Source organism: Hoylesella marshii DSM 16973 = JCM 13450, from assembly GCF_000146675.1.
Taxonomy (GTDB): Bacteria; Bacteroidota; Bacteroidia; order Bacteroidales; family Bacteroidaceae; genus Prevotella; species Prevotella marshii.
In genome coordinates, this window is record NZ_GL397214.1 from 684,989 (window position 1) to 711,467 (window position 26,479).

At 48.1% G+C, this 26,479-nt stretch carries 23 protein-coding genes and 2 pseudogenes; 16 read left to right on the plus strand and 9 right to left on the minus strand.

Features of this window, described 5'->3' with window-relative positions; all coding sequences use genetic code 11:
* The first annotated feature begins 172 nt into the window (after positions 1–172).
* The 8 genes from HMPREF0658_RS02930 (at position 173) to galE (ending at position 6,910) form a co-directional block, all read left to right on the plus strand.
* A complete protein-coding gene (locus HMPREF0658_RS02930) occupies positions 173–589 on the plus strand; it encodes a SoxR reducing system RseC family protein (RefSeq protein WP_006948436.1) in 417 nt (138 codons plus the stop codon).
* 73 nt (positions 590–662) lie between these two features.
* Positions 663–1,583 carry a Fe-S cluster domain-containing protein gene (locus HMPREF0658_RS02935; protein WP_006948437.1) on the plus strand — a complete coding sequence of 307 codons (921 nt, stop codon included), beginning with the start codon at positions 663–665 and terminating at the stop codon, positions 1,581–1,583.
* The gene (gene rsxC, locus HMPREF0658_RS02940) at positions 1,580–2,938 is read left to right on the plus strand and encodes an electron transport complex subunit RsxC (RefSeq protein ID WP_006948438.1); all 1,359 of its coding nucleotides are present in this window, start codon (positions 1,580–1,582) and stop codon (positions 2,936–2,938) included. The genes HMPREF0658_RS02935 and rsxC overlap by 4 nt, the downstream gene beginning before the upstream one ends.
* 7 nt (positions 2,939–2,945) lie before the next feature.
* Positions 2,946–3,941 carry an RnfABCDGE type electron transport complex subunit D gene (locus tag HMPREF0658_RS02945; RefSeq protein WP_006948439.1) on the plus strand — a complete coding sequence of 332 codons (996 nt, stop codon included), beginning with the start codon at positions 2,946–2,948 and terminating at the stop codon, positions 3,939–3,941.
* Positions 3,938–4,558, plus strand: a complete 621-nt coding sequence (locus HMPREF0658_RS02950; RefSeq protein ID WP_006948440.1) for an RnfABCDGE type electron transport complex subunit G — start codon at positions 3,938–3,940, stop codon at positions 4,556–4,558. Before HMPREF0658_RS02945 ends, HMPREF0658_RS02950 begins: the two co-directional genes overlap by 4 nt.
* A 4-nt stretch (positions 4,559–4,562) precedes the next feature.
* A complete protein-coding gene (gene rsxE, locus HMPREF0658_RS02955) occupies positions 4,563–5,147 on the plus strand; it encodes an electron transport complex subunit RsxE (protein ID WP_006948441.1) in 585 nt (194 codons plus the stop codon).
* A 2-nt stretch (positions 5,148–5,149) separates the two neighbouring features.
* A complete protein-coding gene (rsxA, locus tag HMPREF0658_RS02960) occupies positions 5,150–5,752 on the plus strand; it encodes an electron transport complex subunit RsxA (protein WP_006948442.1) in 603 nt (200 codons plus the stop codon).
* A 120-nt stretch (positions 5,753–5,872) separates the two neighbouring features.
* Entirely contained in the window at positions 5,873–6,910 is a 1,038-nt protein-coding gene (galE, locus tag HMPREF0658_RS02965) for a UDP-glucose 4-epimerase GalE (RefSeq protein WP_006948443.1), read from the plus strand.
* 452 nt (positions 6,911–7,362) lie between these two features.
* On the opposite strand, the gene HMPREF0658_RS10860 is transcribed toward galE, so the two are convergent.
* On the minus strand, positions 7,363–7,485 hold the full coding sequence (locus HMPREF0658_RS10860) for a hypothetical protein (protein ID WP_006948445.1): 123 nt from the start codon (positions 7,483–7,485) through the stop codon (positions 7,363–7,365).
* Positions 7,486–7,646: 161 nt separating this feature from the next.
* Between HMPREF0658_RS10860 and HMPREF0658_RS02970 the strand changes: the two genes are divergently transcribed.
* Genes HMPREF0658_RS02970 through HMPREF0658_RS02980 form a run of 3 tightly spaced genes read left to right on the plus strand, consistent with a single transcriptional unit; the run spans position 7,647 to position 13,638 of the window.
* Positions 7,647–10,661: a SusC/RagA family TonB-linked outer membrane protein gene (locus tag HMPREF0658_RS02970; RefSeq protein ID WP_006948446.1), complete on the plus strand. Its 3,015-nt coding sequence runs from the start codon at positions 7,647–7,649 to the stop codon at positions 10,659–10,661.
* 12 nt (positions 10,662–10,673) lie between these two features.
* The gene (locus HMPREF0658_RS02975; protein ID WP_006948447.1) at positions 10,674–12,356 is read left to right on the plus strand and encodes a RagB/SusD family nutrient uptake outer membrane protein; all 1,683 of its coding nucleotides are present in this window, start codon (positions 10,674–10,676) and stop codon (positions 12,354–12,356) included.
* A complete protein-coding gene (locus HMPREF0658_RS02980) occupies positions 12,343–13,638 on the plus strand; it encodes a histidine-type phosphatase (RefSeq protein WP_006948448.1) in 1,296 nt (431 codons plus the stop codon). The genes HMPREF0658_RS02975 and HMPREF0658_RS02980 overlap by 14 nt, the downstream gene beginning before the upstream one ends.
* Positions 13,639–13,724: 86 nt before the next feature.
* On the opposite strand, the gene HMPREF0658_RS02985 is transcribed toward HMPREF0658_RS02980, so the two are convergent.
* From HMPREF0658_RS02985 to kdsB, 3 genes are all read right to left on the minus strand, one after another.
* Positions 13,725–14,675, minus strand: a complete 951-nt coding sequence (locus HMPREF0658_RS02985; RefSeq protein ID WP_006948449.1) for an SPFH domain-containing protein — start codon at positions 14,673–14,675, stop codon at positions 13,725–13,727.
* Positions 14,676–14,718: 43 nt separating this feature from the next.
* A complete protein-coding gene (locus tag HMPREF0658_RS02990; RefSeq protein WP_006948450.1) occupies positions 14,719–15,171 on the minus strand; it encodes an NfeD family protein in 453 nt (150 codons plus the stop codon).
* A gap of 393 nt (positions 15,172–15,564) precedes the next feature.
* Positions 15,565–16,320: a 3-deoxy-manno-octulosonate cytidylyltransferase gene (kdsB, locus tag HMPREF0658_RS02995; protein ID WP_006948451.1), complete on the minus strand. Its 756-nt coding sequence runs from the start codon at positions 16,318–16,320 to the stop codon at positions 15,565–15,567.
* A 142-nt stretch (positions 16,321–16,462) separates the two neighbouring features.
* Between kdsB and HMPREF0658_RS03000 the strand changes: the two genes are divergently transcribed.
* From HMPREF0658_RS03000 to HMPREF0658_RS03010, 3 genes are all read left to right on the plus strand, one after another.
* Positions 16,463–17,575 (plus strand): MORN repeat-containing protein, encoded by a 1,113-nt coding sequence (locus HMPREF0658_RS03000; RefSeq protein WP_139047772.1) that lies wholly within the window; start codon positions 16,463–16,465, stop codon positions 17,573–17,575.
* A gap of 88 nt (positions 17,576–17,663) precedes the next feature.
* On the plus strand, positions 17,664–19,709 hold the full coding sequence (locus HMPREF0658_RS03005; protein WP_211203970.1) for an alpha amylase C-terminal domain-containing protein: 2,046 nt from the start codon (positions 17,664–17,666) through the stop codon (positions 19,707–19,709).
* Between the two features lie 3 nt (positions 19,710–19,712).
* The gene (locus HMPREF0658_RS03010) at positions 19,713–20,909 is read left to right on the plus strand and encodes a DUF6057 family protein (protein ID WP_006948454.1); all 1,197 of its coding nucleotides are present in this window, start codon (positions 19,713–19,715) and stop codon (positions 20,907–20,909) included.
* Between the two features lie 113 nt (positions 20,910–21,022).
* Here HMPREF0658_RS03010 and HMPREF0658_RS11825 read toward each other — a convergent pair whose 3' ends face one another.
* Genes HMPREF0658_RS11825 through HMPREF0658_RS03035 form a run of 5 tightly spaced genes read right to left on the minus strand, consistent with a single transcriptional unit; the run spans position 21,023 to position 25,323 of the window.
* Complete coding sequence (locus HMPREF0658_RS11825) at positions 21,023–22,039, minus strand: HU family DNA-binding protein (protein ID WP_006948455.1); 1,017 nt, start codon at positions 22,037–22,039, stop codon at positions 21,023–21,025.
* Positions 22,036–22,326, minus strand: a complete 291-nt coding sequence (locus tag HMPREF0658_RS03020) for an HU family DNA-binding protein (RefSeq protein WP_006948456.1) — start codon at positions 22,324–22,326, stop codon at positions 22,036–22,038. The genes HMPREF0658_RS11825 and HMPREF0658_RS03020 overlap by 4 nt, the downstream gene beginning before the upstream one ends.
* A gap of 44 nt (positions 22,327–22,370) precedes the next feature.
* On the minus strand, positions 22,371–23,672 hold the full coding sequence (gene rimO / locus HMPREF0658_RS03025; protein WP_006948457.1) for a 30S ribosomal protein S12 methylthiotransferase RimO: 1,302 nt from the start codon (positions 23,670–23,672) through the stop codon (positions 22,371–22,373).
* Positions 23,669–24,628, minus strand: a complete 960-nt coding sequence (gene ftsY, locus HMPREF0658_RS03030; protein WP_006948458.1) for a signal recognition particle-docking protein FtsY — start codon at positions 24,626–24,628, stop codon at positions 23,669–23,671. Before ftsY ends, rimO begins: the two co-directional genes overlap by 4 nt.
* A 56-nt stretch (positions 24,629–24,684) precedes the next feature.
* Positions 24,685–25,323: a TetR/AcrR family transcriptional regulator gene (locus tag HMPREF0658_RS03035; RefSeq protein WP_006948459.1), complete on the minus strand. Its 639-nt coding sequence runs from the start codon at positions 25,321–25,323 to the stop codon at positions 24,685–24,687.
* A 160-nt stretch (positions 25,324–25,483) separates the two neighbouring features.
* Here HMPREF0658_RS03035 and HMPREF0658_RS10865 point away from each other — a divergent pair.
* Together HMPREF0658_RS10865 and HMPREF0658_RS10870 are read left to right on the plus strand one after the other, a co-directional pair.
* A pseudogene (locus HMPREF0658_RS10865) lies at positions 25,484–25,867 on the plus strand (IS5 family transposase); the annotation flags it as partial.
* Positions 25,868–26,017: 150 nt separating this feature from the next.
* Positions 26,018–26,479, plus strand: a pseudogene (locus HMPREF0658_RS10870) (transposase); the annotation flags it as partial.

The following is a 26,479-nucleotide window of genomic DNA, read 5'->3' on the forward strand; positions in this document are numbered from 1 at the left end:
ACTCCCCGTTTGTACATGCTTAAGTCGATAACCTTTTTATACAACAACCATTCCTTTTGTCAATGATATACTGAAAAAAGGAGCTTTCTGTTTGTATATTCAAAATATAATGCTATCTTTGCAATTGCCAACCCCACATAACAAAAACAGGCGTTACCGCTACAGAAACAATATGAGCAACAAGATAAAGCATTCAGGGATTGTCAAATCAATCAGCCATCATTGCATCACTGTGCAGATTGTGCAGACAGCAGCATGTACCGCTTGTCAGGCTGCCGCCCATTGTCATGCAGCCGAAAGCAAGGAAAAACTGATAAAGGTCTATGGCATCGATACAGGGAAATATCGGATAGGCGAAAGCGTGATTGTTTGTATCACTCGCTCTGTAGCCCGTTTGGCAGTATGGTTAGGGTTTGGTATTCCTTTCCTTATTCTTGTCGTTTCTCTCTTTGCGGCAGCCGGCATTACCCACCACGAAGGCCTTTCTGCCATGGTAGGATTGCTGATGCTTGTACCCTACTATGCGCTTCTCTACCTGTTGCGCGACCATCTGAAAACCCGTCTTTACGTTTCTCTTGCCCCCGGATAAAGGCTTTGTCACAGACAGAGAATCCAAGAGAGACCTACTCTAATAGCGAACATCAAAAACTTATACAGATATTATGAACTTTATGATTATTGCAATCATCGTACTCGGGAGCATTGCGCTTATCGCTGCAGTGGTGCTCTACGCCTGCTCCCAACGGTTTGCCGTAGAGGAAGATCCCCGATTGGGCGAGGTGGCAGCGGCATTGCCACAAGCTAATTGTGGCGGATGCGGATATCCCGGGTGCGCAGGCTTTGCCGATGCGTTGGTGAAAGGAGCCGACAAGGGATCGCTCGACGGATTGCGCTGTCCCGTTGGCGGACAGGAAGTAATGAACCAAGTAGCCGATTTGTTGGGTATGGCCATTGCCAATGCTGAGCCAACGGTCGCAGTTGTCAGGTGTAACGGCACTTGTGCGCTACGTCCCAAAATAGTTGAATACAATGGTTTACGTACCTGTGCAGCCATGCATGCTACAGGTGCAGGCGAGACAGCATGCGGATACGGATGCTTAGGCTGTGGCGATTGCGTGGCGGCCTGCGACTTCGATGCCATACACATGAACATGGAAACCGGTCTACCGGAGGTAGATGAAGATAAATGCACAAGCTGTGGTGCTTGTGTTAGAGCCTGCCCCCGCAACATTATAGAACTGAGGAAGAAAGGCCCCAAGGGTCGTCGCATCTTTGTTAGTTGCGTAAACAAAGAGAAAGGAGCAGCTGCCATCAAGGGCTGTAAGTCAGCCTGCATTGCCTGTGGTAAGTGTTTTAAAGAGTGTAAGTTCGATGCCATTACCATCGAAAACAACCTTAGTTATATAGATTTCAACAAGTGTCGTCTGTGTAGGAAATGCGTCTCGGTATGTCCTACACATGTTATTTTCGAAGTCAATTTCCCCGCCCCTAAGCCAAAGCCCGAGCCTGCAATACAGGAAGAAGCTAAGGCTAAGCATGTAGAACCGACACAAGAAGTGCAGAAAGAGGAGGTACAAGCATGAAAATCAAATCATTTAAAATAGGAGGTATCCACCCCGAAGAGTGTAAACTCACCCATGAATCGGTCACCCAAGTGGCTGCCCTCCCTAAGCAGGCCGTTTTTCCATTGGCACAGCATATTGGCGCTCCGGCAAAAGCTGTGGTAAAGAAAGGCGACAAGGTGAAAGTGGGAACCCTGATTGCTGAGGCCGGAGGCTTCGTTTCCGCTCCTATCTATTCGTCGGTATCGGGTACGGTGTTCAAAGTAGACGAAGCCATTGATGCCACCGGCTATAAGAAACCGGTCATTATCATCAACGTGGAAAACGACGAATGGGAGGAGAACATAGATCGTTCTGACAAGCTGGAGACACTATCTGCACATCCTGAACTCACACCCGAATCCATTATCGAAAAGATAAAGACCGCAGGGATTACCGGTATGGGCGGTGCAGGATTCCCCACGTTTATCAAACTCACTCCGCCTCCCACGGCCAAAGCAGAGTGCATTATCATCAATGCCGTGGAATGCGAACCTTATATCACATCCGATTATCGGCTCATGATGGAGCATGCCGATGAGATTCTTGTGGGGTTGGAGTTGCTGATGAAAGCGGCTAAGGTGACGAAAGGATATATAGGTATAGAAGACAACAAGCCGAAAGCTATCACGCTGTTTGAGGAGAAAACAGCCGGAAGAACCGATATTGAAATCGTTCCTCTGGCAAAAAAATACCCGCAAGGTGGCGAAAAACAGTTGGTAGATGCTGTCATCCACAGGCAAGTACCTGCCCCTCCGGCCATCCCCGTAAATGTAGGTGCCGTTGTACAGAATGTAGGTACAGCCTTTGCCGTGTATCAAGCTGTGATGAAAAACAAGCCGTTATTTGAACGCTACACCACGGTAACAGGTAAGAAACTCGCACATCCGGGTAACTTCCTTGTACGCATGGGTACTCCTATGAAAGACCTTATAGAGGCTTGCGGCGGTATGCCCAAGGGCGACAACAAACTATTGGCCGGCGGTCCTATGATGGGAAAAGCCCTCACATCTGCCGATGTACCTGTATGTAAGGGTACAAACGCTGTAACCATACTGACAGACAACGATGCCGGCCGTCAGGAAGTGCAACCCTGCATCCGCTGTGCCAAATGTGTGTCGGCCTGCCCTATGGGACTCGAACCTTACCTGCTGGCCACGGTCTCGTCGCTACATCTTTGGGAGAAGGTGGAAAATGAAGACGTCACCTCGTGCATAGAGTGCGGCTCTTGTCAGTACACTTGCCCCTCGCATCGTCCGCTGTTGGACAACATCCGTTTCGGAAAATCTACCGTTATGGGTATCATCCGTTCACGTAATACCCCCAACCAGAAATAAAGAAATTATGTCTAAATTAATCGTATCTTTATCACCACATGCACACGGAACGGACAGCGTGGAGCGCAATATGTACGGCGTTATCATCGCAATGATACCTGCACTCCTTGTCTCTTTCGCCTATTTTGGGATAGGGTCTGCCGTAGTATGTCTGTCCAGTGTTGCAGCATGTATGTTTTTTGAGTGGTCTATTTCCAAATACATCCTAAAAAAGACGCCATCTTTATCCGATGGTTCCGCCATCATCACCGGATTGTTGTTGGGATTCAATCTGCCTTCAAACCTTCCTATATGGATAGTATTACTCGGTGCATTGGTAGCTATCGGCATTGCCAAGATGTCGTTTGGCGGCATTGGTAACAACCCTTTCAATCCCGCTTTGGTAGGTCGATGCTTCCTACTTGTCAGCTTCCCAGCCCAAATGACCTCATGGCCAATTATCGGACAGTGGGACAAATACCTCGATGCTGCAACAGGTGCCACACCGCTCAGTATTATGAAAGAGGCCATAAAGACCGGAGATGCCTCTTTATTAAGCCAACTGCCCGATGCCACTCACCTATTGTTAGGCAGTAATGCCTTAGGAGGTGCAGGCACCATTGGCGAAGTGTCTGCCATCGCGTTACTCATAGGTTTGGGATACATGCTGTGGAAGAAGATTATCACATGGCACATTCCCATCTCCATCATTGCCACGGTATTCGTTATCAGTGGACTGCTGCACATTGTCAATCCCATCTACGCCGACCCTTTGTCCGAAATTCTCTGCGGCGGGCTCATGTTAGGTGCCATCTTCATGGCTACGGACTATGTCACTTCACCCATGACTCATAAAGGGCAACTGATATACGGCATCAGTATTGGCGTGCTAACTGTCGTCATCAGAAACTGGGGCAGTTACCCGGAAGGCATGTCGTTTGCCATCCTTATTATGAATGCTTTCACGCCGCTTATCAACACTTACGTCAAACCCAAACGATTCGGGGAGGTAGTCAAAGCATGAAGAAGTTAGAATCAACACTCACCAATATGGTCGTCGTACTCGTGGCTGTTGCCCTCATCATGGGTAGCTTGCTGGCATACGTAAACCACATAACGGCTGCACCTATTGCTGCACAGGCAGAAAAAACGCTGGCAGATGGTATCAAGACCGTTATGCAAAGCAACAGTTTACGGGTGATATCTACCGATACCGTCAGACAAACTATCGGCGGAAAGGAATACTCGTTTATCATTCATCATACGCAGAACTCCGATAAAAATGCCACTGCCCTCGGTGCAGCTGTGGAAAGCACGACATTGGGATTCGGAGGCAATCTTCGGGTGCTCGTGGGTTTCAATACCGAAGGTACTATCTTGGGCTATACCATTCTCGAATCATCCGAAACACCCGGCCTCGGTGCCAAGGCAGACAAATGGTTTCAGAGGGGAAACAAAGGGAATGTTATAGGGAAAACGCCTGTGAAAGACAATCTTACGGTTACCAAAGATGGTGGTAGCGTCGATGCTATTACGGCCTCTACCATCACCTCTCGTGCATTTCTTCTTGCCGTCAATCAGGCGTACGCAGCCTATATGCAGCAGGCAAAGAGCCACAAGCAACTAAAAGAAAGGAGATAAGAAAATGAATCATATCCGGATTATTACCAACGGTTTAATAAAAGAGAACCCCACCTTTGTGCTATTGTTAGGCATGTGCCCTACGCTGGCTACTACCACTTCTGCTATCAACGGACTGTCAATGGGTCTTGCTACGATGTTTATATTGATATGTTCAAATGTGGTTATCTCTTGCATCAAGAATGTAACCCCCGACATGGTGCGCATTCCTGTTTTCGTAGTTGTTATCGCCTCATTTGTCACCATTCTGCAAATGATTATCAAGGCTTATCTGCCTGCTGTCAATGAGTCGTTAGGCATCTTCATACCGCTGATTGTGGTCAACTGCATTATCCTCGGTCGTGCCGAGGCATTTGCTTGTAAGAACACTCCTTTAGACAGTTTCTTTGACGGTATCGGCATAGGATTAGGATTTACTTTTGCACTCACCCTTCTCGGCTCTGTAAGAGAACTTTTAGGAGCCGGTTCCGTCTTCGGATTCGTGATACTTCCGGAGGTAAGCAACATCCTTTTGTTTATCCTGCCACCGGGAGCCTTCCTCACATTGGGCTATCTCATTGCCATTGTCAATAAATTAAAGAAAGCATAGTCATGGAATACCTCTTAATATTTATCTCCGCTATCTTTGTGAACAACATCGTGTTGTCGCAGTTTTTGGGTATCTGTCCGTTTTTAGGTGTATCCAAAAAGATAGACACTGCCCTCGGAATGGGTACGGCAGTGGCATTCGTACTCACGTTGGCCACCATCGTTACCTATCTGGTGCAGATATATGTGCTCAACCCCTTCGGATTAGAGTATTTGCAAACGCTGGCTTTTATTCTCGTGATTGCCGCCTTGGTGCAAATGGTAGAGATTATCATCAAGAAAGTGTCGCCCTCTCTGTATCAGGCGTTGGGCATTTTCCTTCCACTTATTACCACAAACTGTGCCGTACTCGGTGTAGCTATCCTTGTCATACAGAAAGAGTTTTCGCTGCTTCAAAGCGTAGTTTATGCCTTCTCCACCGCATTGGGCTTTGCATTGGCACTGATTGTCTTTGCCGGCCTACGCGAACAATTATCGCTTGTGAATATCCCCAAAGGCATGCAAGGTATGGCCGTCGTACTTGTCACAGCCGGACTGCTCTCGCTTGCCTTTATGGGATTCAGCGGTGTTGATGGTGGCTTAAAGATACTCTTCGGGCTTCAATAGTTGCATTCAGCTTTACTACTATCACACGCTGTGGATAATAAAAAGAGTTTCTTATAATAATCGGTAGAAGACAACGTTCTGACAATAAAAGACAAAGAACCTATAAAAAGATATAGTGAAATGAAACAAACAATTTTGGTTACCGGTGGGACGGGCTTCATCGGCTCGCATACCACCGTAGAATTACAGCAAGCCGGTTATCGAGTAGTGATTATCGACAACCTTTCAAACTCCAAGGCTGAGGTTATCGACGGCATAGAGAAAATAACGGGTACACGCCCCGATTTTGAACAAGCCGACTGCTGCGACAAGCAGGCTTTGGAAGCCATCTTTGCCAAGTATAAGGACATCAGCGGGATTATTCACTTTGCAGCGAGCAAGGCTGTGGGAGAGAGCGTAGAGAAGCCCCTACCGTATTACAGAAACAACATTGGTTCGCTGCTCAACTTGCTCGAGCTGATGCCCCAATACGGCGTACACGGCATCATCTTCTCATCCAGCTGCACCGTTTACGGACAGCCTACGCCGGAGCATCTGCCCGTCACCGAAGATGCCCCCATACAGCAAGCACTTAGCCCTTATGGCAATACCAAACAGATTAACGAGGAGATTATCTACGACTACATCCATAGCGGCGCCCCCGTGAAAGCCATTATTCTGCGCTATTTCAACCCCATCGGAGCGCACCCCTCTGCATACATCGGTGAACTCCCCAACGGTACACCCAACAACCTCATCCCCTTTGTTACGCAGACAGCCATGGGCATACGTAAACAACTAAGGGTATTCGGCAACGATTACAATACGCCCGACGGTACCTGCATACGCGATTATATCTATATCGTAGACCTCGCCAAGGCACACGTGAAAGCCATGGAAAGGGTGCTCAATCAGCAGACCGATGCCATAGAATACTTCAATATTGGTACGGGAAAAGGAGTATCTACATTAGAAGTCATCAAGGCTTTTGAGAAAGCTACAGGCGTTAAACTCAACTGGACATTTGCTCCGCGACGCGAGGGCGACATAGAGAAAGTGTGGGCTAACCCCGAGAAAGCCAATCGAGTATTGGGATGGAAAGCGGAAACCAACTTGGAAGATACGCTTGCCTCTGCTTGGAAATGGCAACAGAGACTGCGTGCGGACGGCATCCTGTGACCCACCATTACATCAGCTTTCTGTGTGTGAATGACCAACCCTCTTCGTAAGTGTTATCAGCTTACGGCGGGGGTTGATTGTTTTTCTGTCGGATTGGGGTAAAATAAAGGCGAAAAGAAACTGATTACCAGATGCTTATCACATCCATTCATCAGCGACTTAGAAATTGTCTGTGAGCATTCCATTTTCTGCTGGTGAGCAAAAGAAATTCTGTTGGTGAGCAGAAAAAAGTTTGCTGGTGAGCAGAAAACGGCTCGCTCATTGAGACCTCTCTTCTCCCTTTTCGCAGAGGCTATCAGCACTCGTTGCAAGATGCGCCGTGCGCGAGTTCGGAATAAAGAGATTTGACAGCAATCCATTCATCACTTTTCACCCCGTTTTTGTGATGACTCCTTAGTATTTGACGTGCAAAAGTTTGAGATTGCAAGTTTTAAGGGTTTTAAAGTTACGATTCATAAGTCGGCATTCGTACCCCGTACAGGTGGTGTTTGTACGTGGCACAGATGGCGTTTGTATAGGGAAAGGTCGGCAACCTTTCCGGCGGCAGACAGCATCTTTTTTCGGATTTCTTGCATACTATTGCATTCCTTTTATACCGAACTCACATCAACCTATCCGTACTTTCAATAAAAGTTCGTATATTTGTAGGCGAACTATAGTAGACTGACAGCTGAATGAGAGCACGATAAGAAAACAATCAAAATAATATTTACACAAATTCCTAACTGAAAACTTAATGACACATTTTAGAAAGAAAACAGTTCTGCTGCTGACTTTCGGTCTGATGGCCGGAATAGCAAGCTACGCACAAAGCGGCCTGCGCTATGACAGTCAAGGTACAAACATCGTGATAAAACGGCAAGCCGAAGAGCCTAAAGTGCGCAAGATAAAAGCCACAGGGCGCGTAATTGATGCACAGGGAGAGCCGGTGATGGGCGCTACAGTGAAACAACATGGCACAAGCAATGCCACCGTGACCGATATGGATGGGAATTATACGCTGGAAGTGCCCGAGGGCAGCCATCTGATCATCTCGTATATCGGTGCTAAAGACCGCGAAATCATTGCCGGCAATAATGTTGTGACAACTCTGCAAGACGACGTAGAGACACTCAACGAAGTGGTTGTCATCGGTTACGGCTCGGTGAAGAAAAACGACCTCACCGGCTCCGTCTCCGCCATCAAACCCGACGAAATGGTGAAAGGCGTGCAAACCACTGCCCAAGACGCGCTGCAAGGTAAGATTGCGGGTGTCAACATCATCAGCAATTCAGGCGCACCGGGCAGCGCATCGACCATCCGGATACGAAGCGGTGCTTCGCTTTCAGCCAGCAATGATCCGCTCATCGTCATCGATGGCGTGCCCGTAGACAACTCGTCTATCGAGGGTGGTGGCAATGTCATCGGTGGCATCAACCCCAATGACATCGAGAGTTTCACCGTGTTGAAAGACGCATCTGCTACGGCCATTTACGGTTCACGTGCTTCTAACGGCGTCATTGTGATTACGACCAAAAAAGGGTCTGCCGGCGGCTTGAAGTTCAACTATGCGGGCAACTTCTCCATGAGCACGATAGCCAAGAAGCTCGATGTACTGACGGCCGATGAGTTCCGTAGCTTCGTCCCCACAGTGACAGGTGTGCCACCGACGGCGAAGTTCGGTACAGCAAACACCGATTGGCAAGACGAAATCTATCGCACAGCCTTTGGCCACAGCCACAGTCTCTCGGCCTCGGGCAATATAGAAAAGATAGCACCCTATCGCATCTCGGTAGGATACACCCACCAAGACGGTATCATCAGAACGAACAACTACAAGCGTTTCACTGCCGATGGAAGCATTGCACCCCAATTCTTCGACAAGCACCTGACACTGACGCTCAATGCCAAATTCTCGAACGAGAGAAACCGGCTGGTAGACCACAGCGTGGTGCATAACGCCATGCGCTACGACCCCACACGTCCTGTGCACGAAGGGTCGCCGACCGGTCCGGGGCTGGGTTACTTCATTTGGATGAACGGTTCCTCACCGATGGCTATTCAGACCGATAACCCGGTAGCACAACTCGAGCTGCAGGACTTCCGTAACACCGTAAATCGCTCGATTGGCAATATGGCCATCAATTACAAACTCCATGGCTTCGAGGACTTACAGTTTAATCTGAACATGGGATACGATATATTGAAGAGCACCTACCGACGCAATGTACCCGACAAGGCCGGCACCATGTACACCTCGTGGAAGAAAGACGGAACGGGAGAAGACTACGACGGTACGCAGAAAAAGCGCAACCAGTTGCTCGACCTCTACGCCAACTATCAGCATACGTTTGCAGGGAAACACGACCTCTCCGGCATGGTCGGCTACGGATGGCAGCACTTCTGGAAGAAATTCAACGACACCAGCCTCGCTCCCGATGGCAGCGAGGTGTTTACCCCCACCCACTATGAGACGGAATACTATCTGCTGTCGCTCTACGGTCGCGCCAATTACACCTACGACAACAAGTATCTGCTCACGGCCACCTTACGCGCCGATGCCTCTTCCCGATTTGCAAAAAACAACCGCTGGGGTTATTTCCCATCGGTGGCCTTGGGGTGGAGACTCTCGGAAGAAGCATTCATGAAAAAACAAGATGTAGTGTCTAACCTGAAACTGCGTCTGAGCTATGGACAGACCGGTCAGCAAGATATTATCAACGACTATCCCTATATGACCACTTTCACCATATCTTACGACACGTCAAGTTATCGATTCGGCGACACGTGGTATCGCACCTATCGCCCTAATGGGTATGATACAGACATCAAATGGGAGACTACAGCGACATGGAATGCTGGCTTCGACTACGGATTCCTCAACAATCGTATCTACGGTAGCGTTGATGTGTACAAGCGTCACACCAAAGACCTGCTCAATACCATCAACGTCATCAGCGGTACCAACTATGCAGCCGTGCTCACCACCAATATCGGCGAGATGGACAACAAGGGTGTGGAGGTTTCCATCAATGCCGTACCCGTACAGACGAAAGACCTCTCTTGGGACTTAGGACTCAACCTCACTTGGAACACCTCTAAGATTACCAAGCTCAACGCTATCGACAACGCCTCTAACTTCGTGCAGACCGGCGCAATCTCAGGTACGGGGAAATATGTGCAATGCTTCATGGTAGGCAAGCGTCCCTATACGTTCTACCTCGCACAGCAAGCCTATGACAGCAACGGAAAGCCTATCGCAGGGAAATACGTGCAGGCCGATGGTAGCGTCTCCACCAACGAATATCGACGCGCCACCAACAAGAGTGCACTGCCCAAATCCTATATGGGCTTCAATACCCACCTCAACTACAAGAGTTGGGATTTGGGACTGACCGCGCATGGGTCGTTCGGAGCGTATATCTATAACTACGTGGCGGCCGACGAGTATATACAATCGGTCTACAGCGACCAAGGCAACATGTCGAATATCATGCCCTCCACGCGCGACCTCGGCTTCGAAAGTCAGCAGCTCTATAGCGACTACTTCCTTGAAAGTGCCGACTTCTTCCGCATTGACAACATCACACTCGGCTACACTTTCCGCAAACTCTGGAACAGCAAGAGTAATATGCGGTTGGCATTTTCAGTGCAAAACGTTGCTACTATCACCGGCTACACAGGCATCGACCCCGAGCTTTCCAACGGAATTGACCGTGATGTCTATCCCCGTCCACGCGTATTCTCTTTAACCGCTAACCTCAACTTTTAATCCTACTCCATTATGAAAAAGATTTTTCAATATACCCTGACGGCATGTTTCGTTTTAGGCTTGTCGTCCTGCTTCAGCGACCTCGATACCATGCCGCTCGATGATAACCAGCCCGTTAGTGAGAAAGTATATCGCACGCCTGAGGGAAATACCGGCATGCTTGCCAAATGTTACAGCTCGCTGATTCTCACCGGACAAAAAGGCGGAGACGGAGGCGATGGCGACCTGCAAGGAGCCAACGAAGGCTACTCCGGCTATGTCCGTCTGCTCTTCTACCTTCAGGAGATGCCGACCGACAATTTCCTCATGCCGTCACAATCTAATGGTCTGCGCAAGTGTCTGAATTTGCAGTGGAACGCGTCCAATGCTCCCGTAGTCACATGGACATACCAGCGTCTTTATATGACTATAGCTTATTGCAATGAAGTGCTCCGCGAATGCACTGAAAGCAAGATGAAAAGCCGTGGCGTATGGGATGCCCTCGGTGCCGAATGCCCCTACTATCGCGCTGAAGCCCGATTCATCCGCGCCTATGCCTATGCCACGCTCTGCGATCTCTTTGGCAACGTGCCCTATATCGATGAGCACACCGGCGTGAAAGAGATACCGCAGCAATATACCCGCAAGCAAATCTTCAAGTTTGCAGAAAGTGAGCTGCTCGAATGCGCACAGAGTCTCAAGGAACCAAAGAAGAATGTCTACGGACGCGTAGACCAGACCGCAGCATGGTTTCAACTCGCACGCCTTTACCTCAATGCCGAAACATGGATTGGTGAAGATCGCTACAACGACGCTCTCACCTATGCCAAAAAGATTATTGATGACGGCAAATATCCCTTAGCGGCCGACTACCGAGAGATATTCCTTGCCGACAACGACCACTGCTCAGAAATCATCTGGCCTCTTGTTCAAGACGGACTGAAAGCCCAAAGCTCGGCAGGCACCAACTTTTATGTGAAAGCCTTTGTCAATGGCCCTATGAATGAGCTATACAAAACAGGTGTCGGTTCACGCGGATGGGGTAACGTCAGAGCAAAGACTACACTCGTAGATGCCTTCGACCCTGCCGATGTCGTTTTCAATCCGACCGACACATGGGGCGACCAGAAAAACGACAAGCGCGCGCAGTTTATGACCGCCCTCACCAACCAGAAGAAAGAGACTTGGGACAACAAACAGGCCATGACAAGTGCTTTCACCTGCGGTTACGGATACATCAAATATCGCAATGTGACCCGCAACGATGCCATTCCCGTTCAAGGAGAGGCTTACACGTCTATCGACTTCCCTATGTTCCGCACGGGCGAGGCTTATCTCATTGCCGCCGAAGCCATCCTCCGCGGAGCGAACGGCACCATGCAGCAGGCTCTCGATTACGTGAACGAGCTTCGGCGACGTGCCTACATGACCGGCACGTATGCCAAAGTGGGTGTGAAGCAAGGGGTAGGTGCCGATCTTACACTTAGTGATCTCACCCTCGACCTTATACTCAAAGAACGTCAAAAAGAGTTGGCCGCCGAGCTTGTACGTCGTACCGATCTCATCCGCTTCGGCAAATTCACCAAGGGATATAACTGGGATTGGAAAGACAACAAGCGTACGGGGGGTGACGTAGACGACCACCTGACGCTCTTCCCTATTCCTGAAACAGAGATGACAAACGACCCTTATCTCAAACAGAATGACGGCTATTAAGATGCGATTTTCCTTTCTTTTGGCAGTTGTATTCCTCCTGCCTTGCCAAGCCTTGGCACAAACGTCTCGTGAAGAGATTTACGCCGACCTCAACAAGGCGGGGGGTGTCTATCGTGCCTATCCGTTGCCTACTCAACGGCAGACACCTCCTCCGCGAGGTTACCGACCTTTCTACATCAGCCACTATAGCCGTCATGGCTCACGCTACCTCATCGGTGATAGAGACTACAAGTGGGTGCTCGACCTCATGCGCCGAGCTGATACCGCTGGCGCACTCTCGCCGTTGGGTAAAGATGCCCATGCACGGTTGGAAAAATTGTGGACGATTGTCGAAGGCCACGGTGGCGACCTTTCGCCCGTAGGTGTAGCCCAGCATCAAGTCATCGCACGGCGCATGTATCGCTCGTTCCCCGAAGTATTCGGCGATCACAAACATGTTTCGGCTCGCTCTACCGTCTCGCTTCGTTGCAACATGAGCATGATGGCGTTCGGAGATGCACTCAAGGGCGAATGTCCCAATCTCAATATCTCTTACGAGACGGGGGAACGTTTCATGCGCTATCTTTGCTACTCTACCGACTCGGCCAATGCCTTTACAAACCACGAACGCGGGCCATGGGTTGAGGAGTATCGTAAATTTCGTAATGAGCAGACACGTCCCGAACGGATGATGCACGCACTCTTCACGTCCGACGACTTTGTGCGCCACGAGGTAAATCCCGAAGAACTCATGTGGGGTTTTTATTGGATAGCAGTTGATATGCAAGACATTGTCACTGACCTTTCGTTCTACGACCTCTTTACCAAAGAAGAGTTATTCGACCTTTGGCAGGTAAACAATTACCGCTTCTACGTGACCACGGCCAATCATACCGCATCACGAGGCATCACCATCGCCAATGCCGCCCCTCTGCTGCGTAACATCATCGAAACAGCCGACACCGCCATCTCAGACGGCCGCACAGCAGCTACGTTCCGCTTTGGCCACGACGGCAACATCATTCCGCTACTCGCCCTCATGCGTGTCGGCAACTTCAATGCCTCGACGGCTCGTCCCGAAGATGTTTACCACTATTGGTGCGACTTCCAAGCATCGCCCATGGCCGCGAATTTGCAGCTCGTCTTCTTCAAAAATAAGAAACAACACGTGCTGGTGAAGTTGCTGCACAATGAGCAAGAGGTACATATCCCCGTAGAAACCTCGCAATGGCCATACTACGATTGGAAAGCCGTCAAGGCCTACTACGACGACCTATTACTCCACACGTATCACGAGAATTAATCGTTCTTACATGCAACACAAACAAAAGGGTGCAGACACGTCAATGTCTGCACCCTTTTTTATACAATGATAGTCAGAAGAATGGGTCACTCTGTCTTAAACAAGTCTTTGATTCCACCGATGCTTCCCAACAGATTGGTAGCTTCGTAAGGCAGGTAAACGGTTTTCGTTTTGTCGCCGGTGGCAAGTTCCTGCATCATGGCAATATACTTCTGTGCCAAGAGATAGTTGGCCGGATTGGTGCTTTTACCCACAGCTTCGGTTATTTTCTGAATAGCCACGGCTTCGGCCTCAGCTTTGCGGATACGCGCCTGTGCCTCACCTTCGGCACGCAAGATGGCTTGTTGTTTTGCGGCCTCGGCACGGTTGATGGTAGCTGTTTTCTCTCCTTCCGATTGCAATACGGCTGCAGCTTTCTCACCCTCGGAGTTGAGAATGGTGGCACGCTTGTTTCGCTCGGCCTGCATCTGCTTTTCCATGGCTTGAAGCACACTTTCCGGAGGCGTAATATCCTGCAACTCGACGCGGTTTACCTTGATTCCCCATTTGTTGGTTGCATCGTCTAACACGGCACGCAACTTGGTATTGATGGTGTCGCGCGAGGTAAGCGTCTGATCGAGTTCCAATTCGCCGATGATATTACGCAGGGTCGTCTGCGTGAGTTTCTCAATCGCGTTGGGCAGATTGTTGATTTCATAGACGGCCTTAAAGGGGTCTACAATCTGGAAATACAGCAACGCATTGATTTTCATTTGTATGTTATCCTTTGTGATAACGTTCTGCTTATCGAAATCATAGACTTGCTCACGGAGATCGATTGCACTGGAGTAGGCATACATTCCTCGGCGCAAGGTGATGATATTTTTGGCCTTGTCGATAAAGGGAATGATGATGTTGATACCCGGTTTCAGGGTGGCATAGTATTTACCGAGACGTTCGATAATACGGGTTTCGGACTGTGGGATGATGACCAATGCCATCTTCGCAAAGATAATCACAAGCACAACGAGTGCGATAACAAAATAATTAAGCATCATAATTAATAGTATTGAATGGATAAATCGGTTTTACTAAAGCTGTTCATTCGACTCTTTTCACGGTAATGATGATGGATTCGCGCCCTGTCACTTTCACTTTCTCGCCGAGCGCAATAGCAGCACCGTCGGCAGAAACGGCTTTCCAATCATCACCGTCGATGGCCACGCGGCCGAATCCGCCCGCAACAATCGCCTCACTCACGGTTCCCACTCGCCCCATCAGTGCATCGGCATTGCTCACTTTATCGCCCTTTGCACGATGAAGATAGCGCATGGCAAATGGGCGTACAAGGAAAATACTGACCAACGACGAGAGCGCAAAGACCACCACCTGCGCATAGATGCTGTCTGTTACCATGCCTGCGAATGCTGCGCACACTGCTCCGATGGCAAGGCACATGATGTAGAAAGTGCCCGAACTGACTTCGAGAATGAGGCATAAGATGGCTGTAAGCAGCCAAAAAAGCCAGAAATGTTGTGTAAAGTATTCTATCATAACATCATTTTATTTCATATAGCACAAAGGTAAGCATTTAATTTATACGACAGCGAGAAAATCTGTTATTTTTAGTGCACAAGTTCCGTAAATAGTTTCTGTGCGTAAAACACGATAATGAAAACACTCAGAAAGCGCCGCCGGCGAGACAAAAAACAGTAGCAATGCGAAGAGAAGAGGAAACGAGAGACCAAAATCTCTCGCGGAAAGCACTTCCGACTCTTATTTTCTGTCATTGTAATATCCCGATGACAATTTTTGGATTATTTTCTGTCATCGGAACATCCCGATGATAATTTTTGACTTATTTTTTGTCATTGGAACATCCCGATGATAATTTTTGATTTATTTTTGTCATCGGAATCTTCCGATGACAATTTTTAGCTCATTTTCTTAATACTTCTGCCTCTTTTCTTGCAAAAATTGCTCGGCACGTTCCAAATCTTCGGGGGTATCTATGCCCACGGTTTCTGCATTTGTAATACCTACCTTTATCTTATATCCGTTTTGCAACCAACGCAGTTGCTCTAAACTTTCGGCGAGTTCAAGAGACGATTGCGGTAGTTGAGTGATGGCTTTCAGCACTTCTTTCCGGTAAGCATAGAGGCCGATATGCTTCAGAAAAGGATAGTTTTCAGCCCACTCTATCCATTCTTTTCCGCGAAGAAAGGGAATCACGCTGCGACTGAAATACATGGCATAGCCTGCATTGTCTACCACAAGTTTGGGAGAATTGGGATTCTCAATAGCCCACATATTTTTCCCAAACGGTTTACCGAGCGTGGCAATCTGCGTGTCAGGGGCATCGAAACACCGACAAATTTCGTGAATCTGGGAAGGATGTACGAAAGGTTCATCACCCTGTACGTTGATAATCACGTCATACTCGCCCTCAATCTTCGTCGCGGCCTCCTGTATGCGATCTGTCCCACTCAGATGGTCGGCAGCCGTCATGACAGCCTTTCCGCCAAAATCCTCCACCGCTTGGTAGATACGTTCGTCGTCCGTAGCCACGTAAACATTCTCGAGCACAGACTTCACCTGCTCGTAGACCCGCTGTATGACAGGTTTTCCGCCCAATAAAGCAAGAGGCTTTCCGGGGAAACGCGACGATGCATAACGCGCGGGAATAATACATAAAAACTTCATTTCGTATGGTTTTTGAGACTGCAAAAGTAAGGAATTCTACAAAATAAAACAGTATGGAAAGGCTGAAAATCAACGTTCTGTTTTCTACTTTCGGGTAATTTTACTACCTTTGGACAGAATTATAAAACCTGAAACAGTGAAAGTGCATCACATTCTAACGCTATTGGCCATCTGCTTTCCCCTTACAGGAAACGCGCAAAAGATAACTTTGGGATCGTGTACCACCAAGGACGGAGGGCAATACAAGGGAGAAATGGTGGCCGGAAAACCGCAAGGGAAAGGCAATACCGTATATAAAAACGGCGACACCTATGAAGGCGAATACGTGAAAGGAAAACGCCAAGGCCAAGGAATCTACACCTTCTCAGATGGAGAAAAGTATGAGGGACAGTGGTTCCAAGACCAACAACACGGCAAGGGCACCTACTATTTCATGAACAATAATAAATATGTAGGCCTCTGGTTCAAGGATTACCAGCAAGGGCATGGCATCATGTATTATTATAATGGTGATAAATATGAGGGCAACTGGTATCAAGACCATCGCAACGGAAAAGGGAAGTACACGTTTTCCAACGGGGCTTACTATGATGGCGAATGGAAAGATGATCAGAAGTCGGGCATGGGGTTCTTCGATTGGGGAGACGGCACCACATATAAAGGAATGTGGATGAATAACCAACGGTCGGGAAAAGGAACCAACCGCTATGCCGATGGCGATGTCTATATAGGCCAATGGAAAGATGATATACAAAACGGAGCAGGCATCTATAAATTTGCTAACGGCGACGTCTACGAGGGCAACTATGTGCAAGGAGAGCGCACGGGCGAAGGCATCTTCAAATATGCCAACGGCGATAAATATACCGGCTCTTTCGAAAATGGAGACAAGAATGGCATGGGCACATTCCTCTGGAAAAACGGAGATGCCTATACCGGTCTGTGGAAGAACGACAAACAAAACGGAAAAGGTAAGCTCACGAAAAAGAACGGAGACGTTTTTGAGGGCAACTTCAATCAAGGCACGCTCGATGGTGAAGCAATCATCCACTATGCCGACGGCACTAAATTCAAAGGCACTTATCGAAAAGGAAAACGAAACGGAGCCGCGATAGAAGAGGATAAAGACGGCAACCGCTTCGAAGGCTCTTATGTCAATGATATACGCGATGGCAAATTCGTGGAAAAAGATCGAAACGGGCAAGTGACTGCACGTGGCACTTACAACATGGGTACACGCCGTATCGACCGATAAGAGATTTCAACAAGACGCATAACAGTTCGTCCAGCAAGAGACGCAAAGTGTTCTCTCTTCCGGCAACGAACATAAACAAAGCATGGATATGGTTACTCGAACAACAAACAAAACAGCAAAGGGAAACCCGTTACGACTGATTAAGAACGACCCTTATCTCGCACCTTACGAAGAGGCTATTCGGGGCAGACACGAACACGCCCTATGGAAAATCAAGCAACTGACAAAGAATGGAAAGACCACCCTTTCCGACTTTGCCAACGGTTACAAATATTATGGTCTTCATAAGACACCCCGCGGATGGGTCTTCCGTGAGTGGGCACCTAATGCCACGGATATATTTCTAATAGGCGATTTCAACAATTGGCAAGAGACAGATGTCTATCGGGCAAAGCGAATCTCTGGCACTGACGATTGGGAATTGCGGCTTCCGACAAAAGCCATGAGCCATGGAGACCTCTATAAAATGAAAGTACATTGGAATGGCGGTGAGGGAGAAAGAATTCCCGCATGGGCACAGCGTACAGTACAAGACGACCATACAAAGATATTCTCTGCACAAGTATGGGCACCGGAAACACCCTATCAGTGGAAGAAGAAATTCAAACCTACCACCAACCCTCTCCTTATCTACGAGTGTCATATCGGTATGGCACAGGATGCCGAACGCATAGGAACTTATAAAGAATTCAGAGAAAATATACTGCCGCGCATTGCAGCCGACGGCTACAACTGCATCCAAATCATGGCCATACAGGAACATCCTTACTACGGGAGCTTCGGTTATCACGTGAGTTCTTTCTTTTCTCCCTCCGGCAGATTCGGTACACCCGAGGAACTAAAAGAGCTTATCGACACGGCTCATCGCATGGGTATCGCCGTTATTATGGACATCGTACACAGCCATGCGGTGAAAAACGAGGTGGAAGGTCTGGGCAATCTTGCTGGCGACCCCAATCAATACTTTTATCCGGGGGAACGGCATGAACATCCCGCATGGGACAGTCTCTGCTTCGATTACGGAAAGGACAACGTGCTACACTTCCTCTTGTCTAACTGCAAGTATTGGTTAGAGGAATTTCATTTCGATGGCTTTAGGTTCGATGGTGTCACTTCCATGCTTTATTATAGCCATGGACTGGGCGAGGCCTTCGTAAACTATGGAGACTATTTCAACGGTCACCAAGACGACAACGCCATCTGCTATCTTACGCTTGCCAATCAGGTAATACATGAAGTCAATCCCCATGCCATCACTATTGCGGAAGAAGTGAGCGGCATGCCCGGCTTAGCTGCCAAATTCGAGGCCGGCGGCTATGGATTCGATTACCGCATGGCTATGAATATTCCCGACTTTTGGATAAAAATCATCAAAGAGTTACCCGACGAGCAATGGAAACCGAGTTCCATTTTCTGGGAAGTAAAAAACCGAAGGGCTGATGAGAAGACCATCAGCTATTGCGAAAGCCATGACCAAGCCTTGGTGGGTGACAAGACCATTATCTTCAGACTGATAGACGCGGATATGTATTGGCATTTCAAAAAGGGTGACGAGAACGATGTTGCACACAGGGGTATTGCCTTGCACAAAATGATACGGTTGGTAACGGCCTCGACCATCAATGGCGGTTATCTCAACTTCATGGGCAACGAGTTCGGGCATCCCGAATGGATTGACTTCCCGCGTGAAGGCAATGGATGGAGCCACAAATACGCCCGTCGACAGTGGAATCTTGTAGACAATAGGGAATTAGATTACCAGTACTTAGGCGACTTCGACCGCGAAATGCTCGCAGTCATCAAAAGTGAAAGAGGATTCAACAAAACACCTGTCTGCGAGATATGGCACAACGATGGCGATCAGATATTGGCATTCAGCCGCGGCGAACTTTTGTTTGTCTTTAACTTCAATCCCACCCGTTCGTTTACCGACTACGGATTCCTCGTACCTACAGGGGCTTACGATGTAGTGTTGAACACAGACGCGAAGATGTTTGGCGGCAACGGATTGGCCGACGATTCCATGACGCATTTCACTAATTACGACCCATTGTACGAGAAAGAGCACAAAGGATGGTTGAAACTTTACGTACCGGCACGCTCTGCCGTCGTATTGAGAAAGCATGAAGACTGACGTATGAGTGTATTTCCATCGGAGACTCAGCCGGTTTCCATCGGCAAACCATTACTTCTTTTTCAGAATGAAAGAGCCATCCATCGGGTGGTATGTGCCATCGTCTTCTGCCTCTTTTCCTTGAGTTATCTATACAACTACCAATCAGACATACTTGCTGTTACAGTACACACGCTGTCGGATGGGCAAATACACTACCCTCAAACTGCCGGTGCGTTTCTCCTCACGGCCGTTTTGGTCTTGCTGCAACGGGGAGTTTTCGCGCTCACCAAGCTGAAAGGAGCCATCCACGGTCTTACCTATTTTCCTTCGTTTCTCTTACTTACAGCCATCACCACTATCAACCCCGCTTCCGCCCGTCCCACTCTTTGGGGCGGTTGGCTGATAACCTTTCTACTGCTTCTCGCCGTGTTTGTCGGTGTTGTGTGGAAAGTGAAGCAGTCTACGAGACAAACAACGAATGTATCAAAACCTATATCATGTGCCCGAAGTCTGTGTATCAACCTGCTTCTCCTCTCCCTTTTCATGCTTCTAACAGGCATGCTTTCCACCGGCAACGACGTATTTCATTATCGTATCAGGATGGAACAATATCTGTTGGACGGCAAAAACAAACAGGCCTTAACGGTAGGCAAACGTAGCTTAGCTACAGATTCGTCACTGACGATGCTCCGCGTCTATGCCCTCTCTTTGCAACATGCTCTGCCCGAACATCTGTTTGAATACCCGCTGACAGGCACTTCAGCCATTTTATTACCCAACAAAAGTCACGTCCATACTGTGTTGCTGCCTGAAGCCGACATTTACTGCCACCTTGGAGGTACGCCGTCGGAAAGCATGCCCCCGATAACTTATCTCAAACAACTCGAAGTACAAGGACGGGCTACACCGGCAGTGAAAGATTATATACTCTGCGGATACCTCTTAGACAAAGACCTTGAAACCTTTGTCCGAACCATAGGTAGATACTATGACCTGAAAAGCGAACTGCCCAAACATTACAAAGAGGCACTCACGCTCTATACTCATCTGCGTGCCAATCCCTTTATCGTCTATCACAATGCCGTGATGGATGCCGACTACCAAGACCTACAGAGCATAGAAAGGCAATATCCTGACAAAAGAATCAGGGGCAACAAAATACGCGACACATATAATAACACCTATTGGTATTATTACTTATACGGGAATGAAAAATAGAATTCTCGCATTTCCATATCCCATATCCCCACCTCAAATAATAAGAAATAAAAAGTAACAGAAGTAAATCGGAATATGAACTGACGTGATTTCACAGTTTTCTTCTAATGGAATCAGCGAAGATGTCTCAGTTTCAGTTTCGGTATTTTCACCCTATCTCCAGCTTTCAGTTCCCGCCGTCCGTTCAACGCCTCCACATAGCATTCCATATCCGAACCTAAATAATATTTGGAGAGGCCTGACAGCGTTTGCTCTTTTTGTACCGTTACTTCCTGCTCTATTCCCACAATGCGATAAGCACCGGTGCGCACACGTGCATCCAGCTTGTCGTATTGGGTGGCAAAACGCGCCTCTTCCTCGTCGGCCGACAGCTTCACCGTGCTGTCATTTTTGGTTGATGCCGGTTGCAGAGATGGTACTTTGCTCACCGTTTTTTTCTTGACAGAAATCTTGCGGGACGGCAATACGTCGTGTGCCATAAATCCATCTCCGGCCATATAATAGCCGGCAAAGAACGCCCCGACGGCAATCAACAGAGCAGCAAGTGTGAAGAGAATCCAGCGACGGCGGCCGCTTTCATTCTCTTCGTCATCCATGTATTCTTCTTCCTCATCCGATTCCGACATTTCGGAAACGGGTAATTCCTCTACTACAGACTCCTCTGTTACTGCCGGTCCTCCTGCCTGTTCGATGGCTGGAACTGCAATAGGCTCTGTCTCCGCTGGTATCGTTTCTTCCGACTGAAGCGATACGGTTTCTTCTGTCTGTTCCACCTGTGCGGTCGCTTCCTGCCCATCTATCTCGCTGAAATCCACACCCTCGTTTACCGGTACGGCCTCGAACTGTACAAAAGGTTTATTCACGAGGTCGCGCATGGTAGCATCGGGTGTAAACGTGATTCGGTCGTGACCATCGATGACAACGCGTTCGCCCGTGTTCACACTGATACTCTCGCGCTCTTTCACCTCCATCACCTTAAACGTTCCTAACCCTTTTATCTTCACCAGACGGTCGGTGCGTAAACCTTCATAGAGAATCTCGATGAGTAAGTCTATGAACTCTTCGGCATCTTTCTCCCGTAAATCATGCTTTTCGACCAAGGCCTTGGCCAAATCCTTGATAGTCATCATGGCTCGTCTCCTCCTTTCTTCAGGCGTTCTTTGGCAGAGGAGACAGGTTTGAAATTGAGTACCAGCTTCGGCGGTATCAGCATCTTCTGCCCTGTGGAAGGATTGGTAATGACGCGCTCCAAGCGTTTCTTCACCTCAAACGTGCCGAACCCTGCCCATACCACCGGTTCACCGGCATCAAACCCATCGCATAAACCATCAATAAGCGTATGTATCAGTTTCTGCGTATCTTCGGGTGTATAGCCCGAACGTCGAGATAATTCCGTTATGAAATCTTTGTTGTTCATTGCATCATATATATTAAAGCACCGATGTCAGGCGACGACCGCCCCTATGTCACTACCTCTCCGTATAGATCAAACTCATCGGCCGCTCTCATCTTTACCGCATAGAAATCCCCTATCTTCAGCCGTTTCTCGCCGGCGGATATCAGTACTTCGGGGTCTACTTCAGGACTGCAAAACTCGGTGCGTCCCACATAAAAGTCGCCTTCCTTACGATCAATAATGACTTGTAATGTGCATCCCACTTTCTCTGCTTCTACTTCGGCACTGATTTTCTGCTGCAACGCCATAAGTCGGTTCAGACGGTCTTCTTTCACCTGTGGAGAAACATCGTCGGGATAGTGGGTAGCACTATAGGTACCTTCCTCCTCCGAATAGGCGAAAGCTCCCATACGCTCGAAACGTGCCCAGCGCACAAAATCCATCAGTTCCTCGAAGTCTTCGTCCGTTTCCCCCGGAAAACCCACCATCAATGTGGTACGCAGATGAATACCGGGTACCTGTCGGCGGATGTCGCGAATCAGACGGAGAGTCTCTTCTTTCGAGACATGCCGACGCATACGGGTGAGCATAGAGTCAGAGATATGCTGTAAGGCAATGTCGAGATATTTACATACGTTGTCTCTCTCGCGGATAACGTCTAACAACTCATAGGGGAATTGATTGGGGTAGGCATAGTGGAGACGTATCCATTTCACGCCTTGAACGTCGGAGATACGACGTATCAGCTCCGCAATATGCAGGTGACCGTCGATGTCCATGCCATAGTAGGTGAGTTCCTGTGCTATGACTTGGAACTCTTTCACGCCGATGCTTACGAGTTCTTCTACCTCATTTACGATGTCGTTCATCGGACGGCTCACGTGTCTCCCCGTCATTAACGGGATGGCGCAGTAGGCACAGTGACGGTCGCATCCCTCACTGATTTTCAGATAAGCGTAGTGCCGTGGGGTGGTGAGATGCCGCCGGCCATCGCACGATGCTGCTTCTGCCTTGCCAAGGTCTGTCAACAGTTGCTTGTAGTTAAACTTGCCGTAAAATTTATCTACTTGGGGTATCTCGGCCTCGAGTTCGTCTTTATAGCGTTGCGAAAGGCAGCCCATCACGAACAACTTGTTGAGGCGTCCCTCTTTCTTGGCTTGCACGAACTCCAAGATAGTATTAATGCTCTCTTCTTTGGCCGACTCTATAAAGCCACAGGTGTTGATAACGGCTATCTCGCCTTGCGGATGCTCTGCATCATGAACGCAATGGTAACCGTTGGCTTCAAACTGCTTCATGAGTATCTCACTGTCTACGAGATTCTTCGAACAGCCCATCGTAACAATGTCTATCCGATTCTTTTTCACTGCTCGGTATGAAAGAGGGAGTCTACGAATTGCTGTCTGTGAAAGAGTTGCAGGTCTTCCATGCCTTCTCCAAGCCCGATGTATTTCACAGGTACCTTCATTTGGTCGCTGATGCCTATGACCACACCGCCCTTGGCTGTGCCGTCGAGTTTGGTAATAGTCAGCCCCGTAATCTGCGTAACAGCCGCAAACTGTTTCGCTTGTTCAAAGGCGTTTTGCCCCGTACTGCCATCGAGTACCAGCATCACTTCGTCAGGTGCTGTGGGTACCACCTTTTTCATAACGTCTTTAATCTTCTTCAATTCGTTCATCAGTCCCACTTTGTTGTGTAACCTTCCAGCAGTATCAATGAGTACCACATCGGCACCATTGGCCTTTGCAGAGCTAATGGTATCGAATGCGACCGACGCCGGATCGCTGCCCATCTGTTGTTTGATGACAGGTACACCTACCCGCTCACCCCAGATACACAGCTGGTCGATAGCTGCAGCACGGAAAGTATCGGCTGCACCGAGATACACTTTTTTGCCGGCTTTCTTAAACTGATAGGCCAGCTTGCCGATGGTGGTGGTCTTGCCTACGCCATTTACACCTACTATAAGTATGACGTAGGGATGATGGTCGGTGGGCAAATCCCATTGTTCGTTATCAGACGAATGGTTTTCCGACAGCAGTTGCGTTATCTCGTCGCGCAACACTTCGTTGAGTTCGGCGGTAGACACATACTTGTCGCGTGCCACACGCTCCTCTATGCGATGTATGATTTTCAGTGTCGTATCTACGCCTACATCAGAGGTGATAAGCACTTCTTCCAAGTCATCGAGCACATCGTCGTCTACCTTGGACTTACCGGCAATGGCACGCGTCAGCTTACCAAACACACTCTGCTTGGTCTTTTCCAAACCCTTGTCCAGCGTTTCTTTCTTATCTTTATTGAATAAACCGAATAGCCCCATAATGAGTGATTGCTTTATAAAGTCGTATTTCTGTTGAATGCAGCGATACTGCAGGGTTAATCCCCGTTGCGGTAGTCAGTCAGGAATCTGTCTAAAACCTCCAATCCTTTCGGTGTGCAATAGCCTCGGATGAAGAGAAAAACGGAATTATAGAATATTTCCTTGATGGAAAACTCCCGATACATATAGGAAGACATGATGAAGCGTGTACCGGCAAGGGTTAAACGCGATGTGATAGAAAAGTTAATGCCGGAGAGGAAAAAGCCCTCCTCCACACCTTGATACAGGAAAGCGATAGACTCTTCATGGCGCTTCTCATGCACTTCGTGCAAGTATTCAATGAGTTTAGGATACTTATGCAACTCTGAGAAAAACAGGGGGTTAATCTTACTGTAATATTCTACTTGCATCCTGAAATACTCAATTATCACCTCCATGACGGTATGCCCCGCCTGTTGGAATTCGTCTATATAACGGTCGGCTTCCTCTTCGCGGTGTCGGATGCCCTCGTACAGCAACTCCTCTTTATTAGAATATATTTCGTACAGCGTGCGTTTGGAAATAGACAACTTGCCGGCTATGTCGTCCATTTTTACCCCTTTAATGCCAATCTTTCTAAACTCAAACATGGCGGCATCCAGTATCTTTGTTCGCAATCCTTGCCTATAAATAGTTGTTCCGACAATTCTATCCATACAAAAAACTAAATTGTTCTGGCAAAGGTACAAAAAACGTTGTAAAAATCGAACAATTTCGCAAAGAATGATAACCCCATGCGTGAAAAAACGATTTGAAACCTCTGCAAAACCCCTCTTATAATTTGTCTTTCTTAAATATTTTTTGTGCCTTTATCGTATGAAACAGAAGTTATCCTCTCCCAGTTTTGCTGACCTATTCCTTGGACAGAGAAAGGTCAAGCAGACATTCTTTTCACAAATAAACACTGTCATTGATTGGGCACCTATTCGTGCTATAGTTGAAGCGGATCTGTATGATACGCTTCTTGCGGAGTTTAATCGGCAATTGGAAGCTAAAGGAATCATTGTAAAGCGTGGTGCCATTGTTGATGCCAGCATTACGAATACTCCCCGCCGCCCCCGCGGAGGTAAGAGCTATGAGGTCGTTGAGGATAGAAAAGAGGATGAGCACATAGAGGCTTCGGAGAAAGCCATGCTCAAAGAAGTTGTCAAGCCTAACGTAGATACTTTTTTTCGCTTAGTCGGACGCCACGACAACTGGCGGGAGGCTTGCACCGGCGTTGCAAACGCCAAACCAAAAGGAAAGTTAAATGCAACGGCGTTGCAAATGTCAAACCAAAAGGAAAGTTAAATGCAACGGCGTTGCAAATGTCAAACCAAAAGGAAAGTTAAATACAACGGCGTTGCAAATGTCAAACCAAAAGGAAAGTTAAATACAACGGCGTTGCAAACGTCAAACCAAAAGGAAAGTTAAATGCAACGGCGTTGCAAACGCCACACGGTAACGGATGAAAACGGAATGGTGCTTGCCGAGGAAACGACAGCTGCCAATGAAAGTGATATGAAACACTTAGAAACACCCCTGAAGAAAGCTGAATTGCCACGGAAAGCACTTGTCTATGCCGATAAAGGATATGACTCGATGGAGAACAAAGAAACCCTCAAACGTATGAAACTTAAAAGTCGTATCATGCATAAGGGAACAAGAGGGCATGAAATTACAGAAAGGCAGCAGCGTATCAACGTTGCGATAAGTAAGATACGCTACAAAGTAGAACGTACCTTTGGTTCTATGCATAGATGGTTTGGTGCTGGAATAGCAAGATACGTCGGACTTTCAAAAACACATGCGCAGCATATTATGGAATCCATT